We start from the raw sequence: 14487 nt of genomic DNA, 5'->3' as shown, positions 1-14487 counted from the left end.
GGATCCCCTCGCGCTGACGGCTAATAGACATCGCGAAGATAGCGCTTTTCGCGCTTCAGCTGGCTGACATATTCGCTTGCTGCTTCCGCAGAGAGGCCGGCCTCGTCAATGATGATCCGGTGCAGGGCATCGTCTACGTCCTTCGCCATGCGGGTCGCGTCACCGCAGACGTAAAAATAGCCCCCCTCTTCGAGCCACTGATAAAGCGCCTTGCCATTCTGCCGCATGCGCGTCTGCACGTAGATCTTTTCCGCCTGATCGCGCGAAAAGGCGAGATCGAGACGCGTCAGCACGCCCGCACGGCTCATTTCACCCAGCTCACTCTCGTAAATGAAGTCCGACTGCCGGTGCTGGTCACCAAAAAACAGCCAGTTCCGGCCGGTGGCGCCCCGCGCCAGCCGTTCCTGCAGGAAGGCCCGGAACGGCGCTATTCCCGTGCCCGGACCCACCATGATAACCGGCGCATCGTCGTTCTGCGGCACACGGAACGCCTTGTTGGGCGAAACGAAAACCCCGGCAGTCGCCCCTGCCTCCACCCGATCTGCCAGATAGGTGGAGCACACGCCGCCGCGCTCGCGGTCGTGAGCGCGATAACGCACGCTGGCGATCGTCAGATGCACGCTGTTTCCCGCGGCAAGGGGGCTGGAGGAGATGGAGTAAGCCCGATGCTGCAGCGGTTTCAGGAAAGTCACGAATTCAGCAAGATCGAAAAGACGCCTGCCGCCAAGATTGAGCAGGTCGAGAATATCCTTGCTCCAGAGAAAGGCGGCCAGCTGCTCCCTGTCGCCGTTCGCAAGAACATGCGCCAGTTCGTCATGACCCGCGCGCTTGCCGATTTCGGCGACCAGTTCACGCGAGGGCGTCGAGATTTCGAACATGCGGAGAAATGCGTCTCCCACCGAACGATCCAGCCCGGCCACTTCGCTATCGGCTTCCGCCTCGAAATGGTCGAGCAACGCACCAGCCAGTTTCGGGCAGTTGACGGGAACGACACCAAGGGCATCACCCGCCTCATAGCTGAGGCCGCTTTCCCCGAGATCGAATTCGTAATGCCTGATTTCCTTCGATGAAGCCGGACCGGAAAGACGGTGATTGACGCTTAGCCGCGCCAGATAGGGATTCTTCCGGTTCCATTCCTGTGTCACCCGCCTGGGGAGTTGGGCCGGACGAGGCATCACGACAGTCGCCGCCTGGTCGCCATCGAGCGCAAGTGCAATGGGCAGGGTCTCATCGATCCAGGCGGCGGCAGCGTCCTCGAAGTCGATATCGCAATCAATCCGCGTTTTCATACGTTTGCCGCCGAGCTGCTCAAAGCGCGTATCGATGAGTTTGCCGGCCTGGCAAAATCCGTCATACCCCGTATCACCCAGCGCCAGCACGGCGAAATTCATCGCCTCCAGTCGTGGCGCACCATCAGCGGCAAGCGCTTCCCAGAATAGCTGCGCATTATCGGGCATTTCACCCTCGCCATAGGTCGAGGTCACGACAATGACCCGTTTCATCGAACCGAGGCGTTCCATGGACACGTCGTCAAGCGCCATCACCGCCGGCTGCATACCCTGCGTGCGGGCGGCGGCGGCGATATCCATCGCCAGCGCCTCGGCATTGCCGGTCTGTGTGCCGAAGAGGATGTTCAGCACGCTCGCCGCCGTCTCGGGAGCGGCAGCGGCGACAGATGCCTCCAGGCCAATGGCCGCGCGGGAGTGGAGCCCGGCTAAAAAACCTGCAAGCCAGGCGCGCTGGTCGCCGTTAAAGGGCGCGTCTTCGGGAATGTAGGGTATCTTCATCATGCTGCCCTGTTCTGGCTGGATGCGGCGGTTAGGTCAGGAATGGCGCGGGCCGCGAAAAGCTCTTCGAAGCCCGGCAGACGACCGATCTTCTCGATGTTTTTGCGGCTCTGCTGAATGATCCAGCCATAGGTGCCTGGACTGTCCACCGACCAGATGTTGCGGCGCGCCAGTGCCTGCTTGTAGTCATCAAGTCGCTTGGCGGCGATCATCACCGCAAGCTGTCCGTCGCTATGGTCGGAAAGAGCCTCGCGCGCATATTTCAGCAGACGCTGCATCAGGGCATAATCTTCCGTAAGAATGAGATTGCGCACCGCTTTTTCGATGGCGGCGTCGGAAGGACCCGATGCCATCGGCAATCGCTGCAAGGCGATGGCCTGCGCCATGCTCAACACAGTGTAATTGTTGATCAGTGCGTACATGTCTTCCGTATCCGTTTGGCCATAGGCCGGCACGGTGCCGTTCAATACGGACTTGCGATCTCGATAGGCCAGCTTGAACTTCCGCAGCTGATGGGCAGCAAGTGCGGAAGCCAGTTCCTCCAGCAATTCCTTGCGCGGCTTGGCCTTGAGAATTTCGTCACTGTCCTGATAAAGCAGCAGCGCGCGTGGCATGCCGTAAACGAAATTGTGCTGTTCGCTCTCCCAGTTTTCCAGCAGCCATGTGGCCTTCGCTGAGCCAGTCTCCACCGCGTGCCAGTTCAGAAGCTGGTGAACGGCGTGACGATGGATCGCCGCCTGCTCGTCCTCGCCCGTGATGGAGCCAAGCAGGATCGAATCGTGGCTGACTTTCTTCGGCAGGTCGCCATAGGGGTCGTATTGATAGACGAAACCGCCACTCATACCGTTGCCGAAGCCCTTGCCAAAACTGCCGAGGTTAAGCACCGCACCGTTGGTCATGTATTCGCAGGCAAAATCCCCCACGCCTTCCACAACGGCGGTCGCGCCGGAGTTGCGCACCGCAAAACGGTCGCCTGCCTGCCCTTCCACAAAGGTGCGGCCGCCGGTTGCGCCGAACAGTGCGAAATTACCGACCAGCACATTCCCGCCCGCCTCCTGCGAACCGCCGCCGGGAGAACGCACGACGATGGTGCCACCGCAGGCGCTTTTGCCGACGCCGTCATTGCAGGTACCGGTATGGACCATGATCATGCCGTCGTTGCAGAAAGCGCCAAAGGATTGTCCAGCCGAACCTGATGTATCGATGCGCACCGAACCCGCTTCCAGAAATCGACGGCCACGGCTGTCCCGTCTGACGGCCGGCAGCGCATCCGCCTCTTCGCCGGAAAGCTCATGGTTCAGCATACGTTCGATATCGACGGCGAGCTGGCCGCCGACGCTCTTGTTGCAATTGTTAAGGAAACGGTTGCCGCCAAGCTCGATGCTTTCGCGCCCGCCGTCGACCAGTGCCGAGCGCACGAGTTCGATGAAGGCATCGTCCAGCGCGAAGTCCTTTTCCATATAGACCGGGCTGTCGATCTTCACTTCCTCGACCACGGTTAGCATTGCCCGGAGGTCAAGCTGGCCAACGCTTGCGGGATGATCGAGTAGGTGAAGAAGATCTGAGCGGCCCCGCGCTTCCCGCAGCGAACGCAGCCCGAGTGCGGCCAGGATCTCGCGCGTTTCATGGGCGATGTTCATGAGATATTGCGCCAGCGCCCGCGGATCGCCGTTAAACGCCTCCTGATTGGTGGTGAGACCGGCCGGGCATTTGATGTTGCAGTTCTTCGCCATGACGCATTTCAACATCATCAGCGCCGTGGTGCCGAATTCGAAACTATCCCCACCGAGAAGAGCTGATTTCACGACATCGCTCGCCGTCTGGTGTGCGCCGGAGCAGCGCAACAGCACCTTGGCGCGCAGGCCTGTGGCGCAAAGCGCCTGATGCACCTCGGCAACGCCGATTTCCGCGGCGCGACCAGTATATTTGAGGCTGGTGACGGCCGCCGCCCCCGTGCCGCCGGTATTGCCGGCGACGTTGATGACATCCGCTCCCGCCTTGGCGACACCGACCGCGATCGTGCCGATGCCTTCTGACGAGACCAGCTTGACGATGACCCGCACGCGCGCTGCCTTGGCATCGTGGATGAGTTGGGCCAGATCCTCGATGGAATAGGTATCATGATGCGGCGGCGGCGAGACAAGCTCGACGCCCGGCGTACCGCCACGCGCGGCGGCGATTTCCACCGTGACCTTTGGAGACGGCAATTGTCCGCCTTCGCCGGGCTTTGCGCCCTGGCCGATCTTGATCTCGATCTCTTCCAGCATCGGATCGGCAAGATAGCCGGCCCAGACACCGAAGCGGCCCGATGCGAACTGCTTGATGCGCGAGGCGCGAATGGTGCCGTATCGCGATATATGCTCGCCGCCCTCACCGGAATTTGACATGCCGCCAACCATGTTGGTACCGTGCGCCACAGCCTCATGGGCGGCCGCGACAAGCGCGCCATGGCTCATTGCACCAGAGGCGAGGGTCATGGTGATCTCGCTGGCATTTTGCACGGCATTGAGCGAAATGCTCGCCGGCGCGGTGCGAACAAGCGAGAGGTAATCGGAAGCCTCGCCCCTCGCCTGAACCAGAAGAGCGCCCCCTTCAAGCCAATGTCCGACTATGTCCTCGCCGAAGCGATCGATCAGCGATTGGCCAAGTGCTGCGAGCTTGGCAAGCTCATGGCCGTGCGGGCCGGTCAATTGCAGCCGGAAGGCGCCTTCCTCTGCGCCTTCGCAGAGCAAGCCCCGTACCATGAAGCTGTTATTGCCCTTGCGGGAAAACCGACCCATTTCACGGCGAAACTCTTCCGCCGAACCGGCGAACGTCACATCAGCTGGCAATTCCAGGACATCGCGCAGGGCGGCGGGGCGACGTGCTCTTTCTTCCGCCATCATACGGGCAAATGCGCGGTATCCAGTCGTTACCTCGAAGGCATCGATCGCCTCCGGGGTCAACCGGTCAAAACTGGTGTGATAATAGGCCGCGTCGTCGAGACCGAAGGCATCTTCCAAGCGGTTGAGCGGCAGGAGACGTAACGCCTCTTCGTTTTCGGTCCCCTTGTCGAAACCGATCTTTTCCTCCGTCATATCCACGAAACCGCGCACGGCCGTCGTGCCATAGGAATGGCCGGCCCCTTCGGCACGCTCCTTGAAAAGACCGAGCAGCGGAATGTCGCTTTCTCCCTTTACAGACAGCGCCTTGCGGTGCCAGTCCGCCACGGCCTGGGCGATGACGGCGAAGCTCACGCCGCCGACCGGCGTTTTCACATTCGGGAAATAACGCTTCAGCACGTCATCTTCCGTATCGAGGAAGTTCGGCTCGAAGAACTCGCCCCCGATATAGCTTTCCGCCGTACACAGGCCCACCTTGCCCATGGTCTTCATCAGCGACTTTTCCGCCGCCTTGGCGAAGCGCTTGAAGGCCTTGTCGGCTTCGCTGCCGAATTTCTCCTCGGCGCGGAACTGCACGGCGAGCGGATAGACCGCCGAAGCGCCAAAGCCGAGACCGGCTGCAATGTGATGGGAGGAGGAGAATTGTCCACTTTCGACGATCAGGGACACACGCAGCCTGAGGCCTTCCTCGATCAGCCGCTGATTGATGGCGGAAACCACCATGATCATCGGCAAAGCGGCACGACGCGCGGAAACATGCCGGTCAGTGATCACGGCAATGCCACCTTCGCCAGCGGCAAAAGCGGCGACCTCAGCGCACAGTCCGTCTATCGCCTCTCTCAATGCCGCTTCATTGGCCTCCCCTGTATCGAAGACGGGCGCATAGAGCATTTCGAAACGGCGCACCGGCGTCTCGGTCTGCTCGCGGATGCGCAGCATGTCCAGGTGGCTAAGGATTGGCGAGCGCACGACGATCTGGCGGGCCTTCTTAGCGCCGCTGTTCGGCTTGGCACCCAGGGCCACCCGTAGCGTCATGCCATCAGCTTCGCGAATACTGTCTAGCGGCGGATTGGTGACCTGCGCGAAACGCTGCGAAAAATACTTGGCGACCCCACCTTCCTGATCGGAAAGCGCGTTGATGGCATTGCCGTATCCCATCGCCGAAATTTTTTCGGAACCGGAAGCCAGCATCGGGTCCATCAGGAATTTAAAACTCTCCTGATTGTGCGAATAGGCGACGTAACGCTGGTGACGTTTGAGATCACCATTATAACGCAGCGGTGAGCCCTGCTTTTCCGCTGGCACTTCCGGCAGATCCTCCAGCATGACACGGGCTTCGCGCAGCAGGGATGAATAGTCGCGGCGCGCGGCGAGAAGCTCCAGCGCCTCGACGGTGGAAAAGGCGCGGCGCGCGGCGTGGTCGTAATAAAGCATGCCGCCCGCCTCGATGCGGCCGCGCCGGATAACGCTCTCCGCCGGAAAGGCGATCTGCCCGGCCTCCGACATGACGCAGAGATATTCGTCCGTCTCGACGGTGCGTAGCGGGCGCAGGCCAAGCCGATCGAGGCGCGCGCCAACGATAGTGCCGTCGCCGAAGATCAGCGCGGCCGGACCGTCATTTTTCTCCTCATAGAGAGAGAAATATTCCAGCATCGCCCTCACGTCCGGCGACAGGGTGTCGTCGTTTTCCCAGGCTGGCGGCATCATCGAGACCACAGCGGTAACGAGGTCAAGACCGTCCTCCATAACCCGCGCCTGCAAGGTCTGGTCCAGACGGCAGCTATCCGACTGGCCTTTCGGCCTGACGATGCTGGCATTCTTCGCCAGGGCAACTGCCGCTTCCGACAGGCGGTTCTTCTTGTCGGTGTTGAGTTCGCCATTATGCGCCATCAGGCGGAAAGGCTGCGCCATGGATGGGTGCGGATCGGTATTGGTGGAGAACCGCGTGTGGAAATACATCGTATGCACTTCATGGCGCGGATCCGTCAGGTCGCAGAAATAGGGCATCACCTCATGGGAGTTCAGGCGGCCCTTTAAGACCTGCGTGCGGGCGCTGAGCGAGAGCGGATAAAAGCCGGCGAGATCAGGCACGCTATACGCAAGCGCCTCAATGGCAATCAGTGCCTTGTGGATACGCCAGTCGAATTCCGCCAGAGTTGCGCATTCGGCCGGAGCAGAGAAAACCCATTGGCGGATCGGCAACTGGTAAGGGATGGCGGCAGCACGGATGGCCGCGTCATTTACCGGTACATCACGGACGGTGAGGACCGAAAATCCCTGTTCCTGCAGCGCGCTGCCGATGATGCCAACCGCCTCATCATGGAACGCGGAGTTCTGCGGCAGGAAAAAATTGCCGACGCCGAACTGGCCGGTCTGCAAACCGTGTTCGCCAGTCAGTTTCCGAAAGAAGGAGAGCGACAAATCCAGCGACACCCCGGCACCATCGCCGACACCTTCTGCCGACATGCCACCGCGATGCGGGACGGCGCAGAGCGCCTCGTGGCCGCGCTTCAACACATCGTGAGTTTGCACGCCGTCCTTGCGGGTGATGAAACCAACGCCACAGCTGCTTTTTTCAAAGGCGGCATCGTAAAGGCCGAATTTTTGCTCCGTCACGCTCAAGGCTCTCTCCTCTCATTGCGCAATTCGCGCGGCATCGCCTTTTTCCCGAATCCGGCGCGTCAGCCGGCGCTCTGCGGGCGGAGCCGCAGGCGACCTGGCTGCTCCTCTTCTTCTGCTTATCGGCTTTTGATGACGAGAACGGTCGTTTTGCGGCCGTCAAACGGCTGGGCAGCAATCGCCGCATTTTCGCAAATAATGATCGTGTTCGTTCGCATCGCGTTCCCTGATGGTCGATTTTCAAGCGCAAAAACACGCCGAATTACGTCAGTATTGCTTACGTAATATTTCATGATTAAGAAAGTCAAGATTAAAATCGATCCGGCGCAATAAAAAAACAAAAAAGCCGCGAAATCCGAAAGGATTCCGCGGCGTGACTGCTTCAGGAGTTTTTTAAATTGCCCAGATCACTCAGATGGCATTTCGAGCGTGCGGCTAAACCAGAGGGCAATAAGCGTACACAGGGCGCCCGACATGAGGTAGATGCCGACCGCGAAAAGGCCGAATTTGGACGAAAATCCGAGCGCCACGAGCGGCGCGAAGCCGGCACCGATCAGCCAGGAAATGTCCGAGGTCAAAGATGCGCCGGTGTAGCGGTACTCGCGGCTGAAGCGGGAGGCGAGCGCGCCACCCGCCTGACCGAAGGACAGGCCCAGCAGCGAGAAGCCGATCAGCACGAAAAGATAACGGCCGATATCACCGGAACTGAGGAGAACGGGGGCCACAAGGCTGAAGAGACCAATCAGGACCGCCGCGATGGCGAGAAGTTTCCGCCGCCCTATGCGATCCGCCAGAATACCAGAAACGACAATCATGCCGCCGGCAATGATGGCGCTGACGAACTGCACGAAGAGGAAGTCCGACACGCGCTGGCTGGTGTTGAGAGAAACCCAGCTCAGCGGGAAGACGGTGACGAGATGGAAGAGCGCAAAGCTCGCCAGCGGCACGAAAGCGCCGGTGACAACCACCGGGAACTGCGACCGCAGCATTCTGAACATGGGACGCGGCTCCAGTTCATGCTGTTCCAGCATGGCCTGGAATTCCGGCGTCACGATCATGCGAAGGCGGGCAAAGAGCGCAAGCACGTTCAGCGCCAGCGCCACGAAGAAGGGGAAACGCCAACCCCAGGCCAAAAACTCTGCACTGGAAAGCTGCGTGACGAAAACGATGAAGAAGGCGCTGGCGAGACCAAAACCCATGGCCGCCCCGATTTGCGGCATCATGGCGTACCAGCCGCGCTGCCTCGGCGGAGCGTTCATGGCGAGCAGCGAGACAAGGCCATCCCAGGCGCCGCCGAGGCCAAGGCCCTGGCCGATACGGAAAACCGCCAGCAGGCAGGGAGCCAGCATGCCAGCCTCGGCATAGGATGGAAGGAAGCTGATCGCCATGGTGGAACCGCAGAGCGTGAAGAGCGCGGCCATCAGCTTGACGGCGCGGCCAAACCTGCGGTCGATCTGGAGGAAGATCAGAGAACCGATCGGTCTTGCGATAAAAGCGAGAGAGAAGACAGCGAAGGAATAAAGCGTGGCCGTCAGCGGATCCACATAAGAGAAGAAGACATGCGGAAAAACGAGCGCGGAGGCGATGGCGTAAATGAAAAAATCAAAAAACTCCGTCATTCTCGCAAGAATGACTGCAATCGTAATGCGATCCGGATCGACCTTTACGGGGCCGGCACCGTGTCCGTTCGCCTCTGGCGCCTGCCCAAAAGATGGAGCAGCATTCGTATAACTCATAATATTCCTCCTGCGTCATGGACGAACCATTTCATGTAACGCGCAGGCTCCTCTTCCGTTGCGTTACGATGCGACGGATTGTCACACGCACCCTACGTAACGTCAATTGAAGTTTGAGAAGAAAGGCTTGCCCCACGGGCTTCCTATGCGATAATGCACGCGCTCCGCCTGTAAACGCAGCTTTGACCGCCACATGGTGCATCGCAACGATTTCGCTGCACCGCGACAATATACCTCATTTGAAAAATGATGTTCGGCAATTATTCGCGGCATAATCCAAACTGTACGAGTTCAAAGAACGTGCGCATGATCAAAAAACTCCCATCCGCCCTCCTGGCAATTCCGGCAATGCTGCTGCTCAGCGGCTGTAACCTTGTTGTCATGAATCCCTCGGGCGACGTCGCCATCCAGCAGCGCGATCTTATCATCACGTCCACGGTCTTGATGCTGCTGATCATCGTTCCCGTCATTGCCCTGACGCTGTTCTTCGCATGGAAGTACCGCGAGTCGGCCAAGGCCGAGGATTACGATCCCGAGTGGCACCATTCCACGCGCCTTGAGATGGTGATCTGGTCGGCACCCGTCGCGATCATTCTGATGCTCGGTACCGTGACTTGGATTTCCACCCACCGACTCGACCCTTATCGGCCGCTGGAACGCATCGACGAGAACCGTCAGGTCACCGCCGATATCAAGCCGATCACCGTCGAAGTTGTGGCCATGGACTGGAAGTGGCTGTTCTTCTACCCTGAACTCGGCATTGGCAGCGTCAATGAATTCGCCGCTCCGATCGATGTTCCGATCAATTTCAAGATCACCGGCACGACGGCGATGAACTCCTTCTTCGTTCCAGCACTGGCCGGCCAGATTTATGCCATGGGCGGCATGCAGACCAAGCTGCATGCCGTGATCAACAAGGAAGGCGTCTATGACGGCTTCTCGGCCAACTTCTCCGGCCCCGGCTTCTCGCATATGCGCTTCAAATTCCACGGCCTCAGCCAGCAGGGCTTCGACCAGTGGGTGGCCAAGGCAAAGGAAGGCGGCAAGGGCTTCGGGCGCCAGGAATATCTCGAATTCGCCAAGCCTTCGGAGCGCGAGCCGGTGCAATATTTCGCTTCGGTCGATCCGGAACTCTACAGCGCCATCCTCAACCGTTGCGTGGAGCCCAACAAGCTCTGCATGCGCGACATGATGCATATCGACGCCAATGGCGGCGGCGGCAAGGAAGGCATCGACATCGCCAAGGCGCTTAACTCCGTCGTCTGCACCCCGCTTGCGCCTTATGGCGTCGCCAGCGGTCCACAATCCACTCCGGCTGCTATCGAAGGCCAGACTTTCGAACCTGCGGCGCTGCCGGAAACCAAACAAGTCGCTGGCTGACGATACGTCCCGGCATTCTGCGGCGCGGCCTGTCCGCGCCGAATTTACGTCTTTGAATCGCAAGAGGCTAAAATGGTCGTCAACTCCGATCAAACGTCGTTCCTGTTCGGACGGCTAACCTGGGAGTCAATCCCGCTTCACGAGCCCATTCTTGTCGCCACCTTCGCGGCCGTGGCTCTGGGCGGCATCGCCGTCGTCGGCGCCATCACCTATTTCAGGCTGTGGGGCTACCTCTGGAATGAATGGTTCACGAGCATCGATCACAAGAAGATCGGTATCATGTACATCATTCTGGCGCTTATCATGCTTCTGCGCGGTTTTGCCGACGCCATCATGATGCGCGTGCAGCAGGCCATCGCCTCCGGCGGATCGGAGGGATATCTTCCGCCGCATCACTACGACCAGATATTCACCGCCCACGGCGTCATCATGATCTTCTTCATGGCCATGCCGATGATCACCGGTCTCATGAACTTCGTCGTGCCGCTGCAGATCGGCGCCCGCGACGTTTCATTCCCGTTCCTCAACAATTTCTCCTTCTGGATGACCACGGCTGGCGCCGTCATCACCATGATCTCGCTGTTCATCGGTGAATATGCGCAGACGGGCTGGCTTGCCTATCCGCCGCTTTCCGGCATCGACGGAAGCCCGGGAGTGGGGGTCGACTATTATATATGGGGTCTGCAGATCGCGGGTGTCGGAACGACGCTGTCAGGCATCAACCTGATCGTGACCATCATCAAGATGCGCGCGCCGGGCATGACCATGATGCGTATGCCGATCTTCGTCTGGACGTCGCTGTGTTCGAACATCCTGATCGTGGCATCCTTCCCGATCCTGACCGCAACGCTCGCGCTTCTGACCCTTGACCGCTACGCTGGTACGAATTTCTTCACCAACGACCTCGGCGGCAATCCGATGATGTATGTCAACCTCATCTGGATCTGGGGCCATCCCGAAGTTTATATTCTGGTACTGCCGGCTTTCGGTATCTTCTCCGAAATCGTCGCCACCTTCTCGGGCAAGCGCCTCTTCGGTTACGCGTCGATGGTCTACGCCACTGCCGTCATCACCATCCTGTCCTATATCGTCTGGCTGCACCACTTCTTCACCATGGGTTCTGGCGCAAACGTCAATGCCTTCTTCGGCATCACGACGATGATCATCTCGATTCCGACGGGTGCGAAGATCTTCAACTGGCTCTTCACCATGTATAAGGGCCGCATCAAGTTCGACGTGCCGATGCTGTGGACGATCGGCTTCATGATCACCTTCGTCATCGGCGGCATGACCGGCGTCCTTCTCGCCGTACCGCCAGCGGACTTCGTGCTGCATAACTCGCTGTTCCTGATCGCCCACTTCCACAACACGATCATCGGCGGCGTGGTGTTCGGCGTTCTCGCCGGCATCGTCTACTGGTTCCCGAAGGCCTTCGGCTATCGTCTCGATCCGTTCTGGGGCAAGCTGTCCTTCTGGTTCTGGTTCACCGGCTTCTATTTTGCCTTCATGCCGCTCTATATTCTCGGCCTGATGGGCATTACCCGCCGCCTCAGCCAGTTCGAAGACAACTCTCTTCAGATCTGGTTCCTGATTGCCGCCTTCGGCGCCTTCCTGATCGCGCTCGGCATCGCCTCCTTCGTCATCCAGCTCATCGTCAGCTTCCTGAAGCGCGACAAGCTGCGTGACGTCACCGGCGACCCCTATAATGGCCGCACGCTGGAATGGTCGACGTCTTCGCCGCCGCCGCAGTATAATTTCGCCTTCACGCCCGTCATTCACGATGTTGACGCCTGGACGGACATGAAGAAGCGCGGTTACAGCCGCCCGCTGGAAGGCTTCATCCCAATCCACATGCCGAAGAATACCGGCTCGGGCGTCATCATCAGCGCCATCAGCGTGGTGCTGGGCTTTGCCCTGGTGTGGCACATCTGGTGGCTGGCAGTTCTGTCATTCATCGGCATCGTCGCGGTCTCGATCGCCCATACCTTCAACTACAATCGCGAATACTACATTCCAGCCTCCGACGTCTCCACGGTTGAGGCGGAGCGTACCAAGCTGCTCGCGAAACAGGCGTAACGAAACATGGCTCATACACCTGCACAAAGCGTCGACGGCGCTGAACCACCGGTCTTTTACCTGAAGGAAGACCATCATCCCGAGAACGGCACTTCGATCGGCTTCTGGCTCTACCTGATGAGCGACTGCCTGATTTTCGCCGTGCTCTTCGCCACCTACGCCGTCCTCGGCCGCAGCTATGCGGCCGGACCTTCGGGCGCGGATCTGTTCGATCTCAAGCTCGTCGCCATCAACACCGGCTTCCTGCTTTTCTCCTCCATCACCTATGGCTTTGCCATGCTGGAAATGGAAAAGAAGAAGGTGAAGACGACCCTGGTCTGGCTCGGAATCACCGGTCTCTTCGGCCTCGCCTTCCTTGCCGTCGAACTTTACGAGTTCCACCACCTGATCGAAGAAGGAGCCGGTCCGCACCGTTCGGCTTTCCTGTCGTCGTTCTTCGCGCTGGTCGGCACCCACGGTTTGCACGTCACCTTCGGCATCATCTGGCTCGTCACGCTGATGGTGCAGGTCGCCAAGCATGGCCTGATCGCGGCGAACAAGCGTCGCCTGATGTGCCTGTCGATGTTCTGGCACTTCCTCGACGTCATCTGGATCGGCGTCTTCTCCTTCGTTTACCTCATGGGAGTTCTTTGATGAGTTCCGAAGTACACGCACATCACGACGCGCATGGCGACGACCATCATCACCATGATGGCGCGAGCCACGGCACGTTCAAAAGCTACATGATCGGCTTCATCCTTTCGGTCATTCTGACGGCGATCCCCTTCTGGCTGGTCATGGGCGACGTCCTTGAAAACAAGACGCTGCTCGTCATCGCCATCATGGGCCTCGGCGTCATCCAGATCTTCGTGCACATGATTTATTTCCTGCACATGGACACCAAGTCGGAAGGCGGCTGGACCTTCATGGCGCTGATCTTCACCGTCGTGGTGCTGCTGATCACGCTCTCCGGTTCGCTGTGGGTCATGTACAACATGAACAAGAACATGATGCCGCTGCACATCGAAGATGTGAAAAACCTGCCTTAACCAGAAATTGCGGCCTGCCGGAAGCCCGGCAGGCCGCCTTCCGCGCCAACACATAACCCCATGAATCGTGGCGCGATTTATGGGGTTATCTGCTGGAAGAAGCGCATTCGGGGCGATGAGGCCCGGTCAGGTGGACGACACCTCCGCCAGACATGCTTCTCAAGGACCGTGACATGACCAAAACAACGCCCCCCAAGCGCGGCATTCGCCCCGCAGCCATCGTCGTTCTGTTTCTGACCGTCGCCCTGACAGGGCTGCTGCTGGCTCTTGGAACCTGGCAGGTCAAAAGACTTTCCTGGAAGCTCGACCTGATTGAGCGTGTCGAGGCCCGTGTGCACGCGGAACCCACCGATGCGCCCGCCGCCGGGCAGTGGCCGGCGCTCGGCGAGCCAGCGGAGTACGAATATCGCCGTGTGAGACTTTCGGGCACTTTCCTCAACGACAAAGAGGTCCAGGTCTATACCGTTACCGATCTCGGCCCGGGTTACTGGATCATGACACCGCTGAGACGAGATGATGGCACGAGCATCATCGTCAATCGCGGCTTTGTCCCGTCCGACAGGCGAGACCCGTCATCGCGACAGGAAGGTCAGCCGACAGGCCGCGCGGAGGTCATCGGGCTGATGCGTGCCCCCGAGACAGGCGGGCTTTTCCTCCGCACCAATGACCCCACAAATGGACGCTGGTACTCCCGCAATATTCCGCAGATATCGCAGGCCTCCGGCCTTTCGGGCGTCGCACCGTTTTATGTCGATGCCGATGCGGCACCCAATCCCGGCGGTCTGCCGGTCGGCGGCAAGACAATGCTTACCTTCCCAAACAACCATCTCTCCTACGCCATTACCTGGTACATTCTCGCGGCCATGGTCGTCGCGGCGGGCTGGTATGTGCTGCGCAATCTGAACGCCCCGAGGTCAAAGCAGGGCAAGGATTGAGCGGCCGATTTTACCGAATGGTTCACAAAACCCCTTCCTTCTTC

General features: G+C 59.4%; 8 protein-coding genes. 5 read left to right on the top strand and 3 right to left on the bottom strand.

From position 1 onward, the window contains the following. Positions 1-20 precede the first annotated feature (20 nt). From K7A42_RS15645 to K7A42_RS15635, 3 genes are all read right to left on the bottom strand, one after another. Entirely contained in the window at positions 21-1790 is a 1770-nt protein-coding gene (locus tag K7A42_RS15645) for a diflavin oxidoreductase (protein ID WP_135856011.1), read from the bottom strand. Further along, positions 1787-7291, bottom strand: a complete 5505-nt coding sequence (locus K7A42_RS15640) for a glutamate synthase-related protein (RefSeq protein ID WP_322784280.1) — start codon at positions 7289-7291, stop codon at positions 1787-1789. Before K7A42_RS15640 ends, K7A42_RS15645 begins: the two co-directional genes overlap by 4 nt. A 404-nt stretch (positions 7292-7695) precedes the next feature. Further along, a complete protein-coding gene (locus tag K7A42_RS15635) occupies positions 7696-9024 on the bottom strand; it encodes an MFS transporter (protein WP_004439203.1) in 1329 nt (442 codons plus the stop codon). A gap of 306 nt (positions 9025-9330) precedes the next feature. On the opposite strand from K7A42_RS15635, the gene cyoA reads away from it, so the two are divergent. The 5 genes from cyoA to K7A42_RS15610 all read left to right on the top strand — a co-directional run bounded on the left by cyoA (position 9331) and on the right by K7A42_RS15610 (position 14443). Beyond that, the gene (cyoA, locus tag K7A42_RS15630; protein WP_112766150.1) at positions 9331-10404 is read left to right on the top strand and encodes a ubiquinol oxidase subunit II; all 1074 of its coding nucleotides are present in this window, start codon (positions 9331-9333) and stop codon (positions 10402-10404) included. A gap of 72 nt (positions 10405-10476) precedes the next feature. Next, positions 10477-12480, top strand: coding sequence for a cytochrome o ubiquinol oxidase subunit I (cyoB, locus tag K7A42_RS15625; RefSeq protein WP_004439200.1), 2004 nt, complete (start codon positions 10477-10479; stop codon positions 12478-12480). A gap of 6 nt (positions 12481-12486) precedes the next feature. Then, positions 12487-13113: a cytochrome o ubiquinol oxidase subunit III gene (cyoC, locus tag K7A42_RS15620; protein WP_282455523.1), complete on the top strand. Its 627-nt coding sequence runs from the start codon at positions 12487-12489 to the stop codon at positions 13111-13113. Next, positions 13113-13508 carry a cytochrome o ubiquinol oxidase subunit IV gene (gene cyoD, locus K7A42_RS15615; RefSeq protein WP_282455522.1) on the top strand — a complete coding sequence of 132 codons (396 nt, stop codon included), beginning with the start codon at positions 13113-13115 and terminating at the stop codon, positions 13506-13508. The genes cyoC and cyoD overlap by 1 nt, the downstream gene beginning before the upstream one ends. 173 nt (positions 13509-13681) lie before the next feature. Next, on the top strand, positions 13682-14443 hold the full coding sequence (locus tag K7A42_RS15610) for an SURF1 family protein (protein ID WP_282455521.1): 762 nt from the start codon (positions 13682-13684) through the stop codon (positions 14441-14443). Positions 14444-14487: the final 44 nt, after the last annotated feature.

Source organism: Agrobacterium sp. InxBP2, from assembly GCF_026191755.1.
Taxonomy (GTDB): domain Bacteria; phylum Pseudomonadota; class Alphaproteobacteria; order Rhizobiales; family Rhizobiaceae; genus Agrobacterium; species Agrobacterium pusense.
The sequence above is the reverse complement of the archived record's forward strand: the minus strand, read 5'-3'. Positions and strand labels throughout refer to the sequence as shown.

Excerpts from the sequence above, each read along its gene's own strand:
- cyoB (WP_004439200.1), top strand. The coding sequence starts at position 10,477 with ATGGTCGTCAACTCCGATCAAACGTCGTTCCTGTTCGGACGGCTAACC.
- K7A42_RS15610 (WP_282455521.1), top strand. The coding sequence starts at position 13,682 with ATGACCAAAACAACGCCCCCCAAGCGCGGCATTCGCCCCGCAGCCATC.
- K7A42_RS15645 (WP_135856011.1), bottom strand. The coding sequence starts at position 1,790 with ATGATGAAGATACCCTACATTCCCGAAGACGCGCCCTTTAACGGCGAC.
- K7A42_RS15635 (WP_004439203.1), bottom strand. The coding sequence starts at position 9,024 with ATGAGTTATACGAATGCTGCTCCATCTTTTGGGCAGGCGCCAGAGGCG.
- cyoD (WP_282455522.1), top strand. The coding sequence starts at position 13,113 with ATGAGTTCCGAAGTACACGCACATCACGACGCGCATGGCGACGACCAT.
- cyoC (WP_282455523.1), top strand. The coding sequence starts at position 12,487 with ATGGCTCATACACCTGCACAAAGCGTCGACGGCGCTGAACCACCGGTC.
- cyoA (WP_112766150.1), top strand. The coding sequence starts at position 9,331 with ATGATCAAAAAACTCCCATCCGCCCTCCTGGCAATTCCGGCAATGCTG.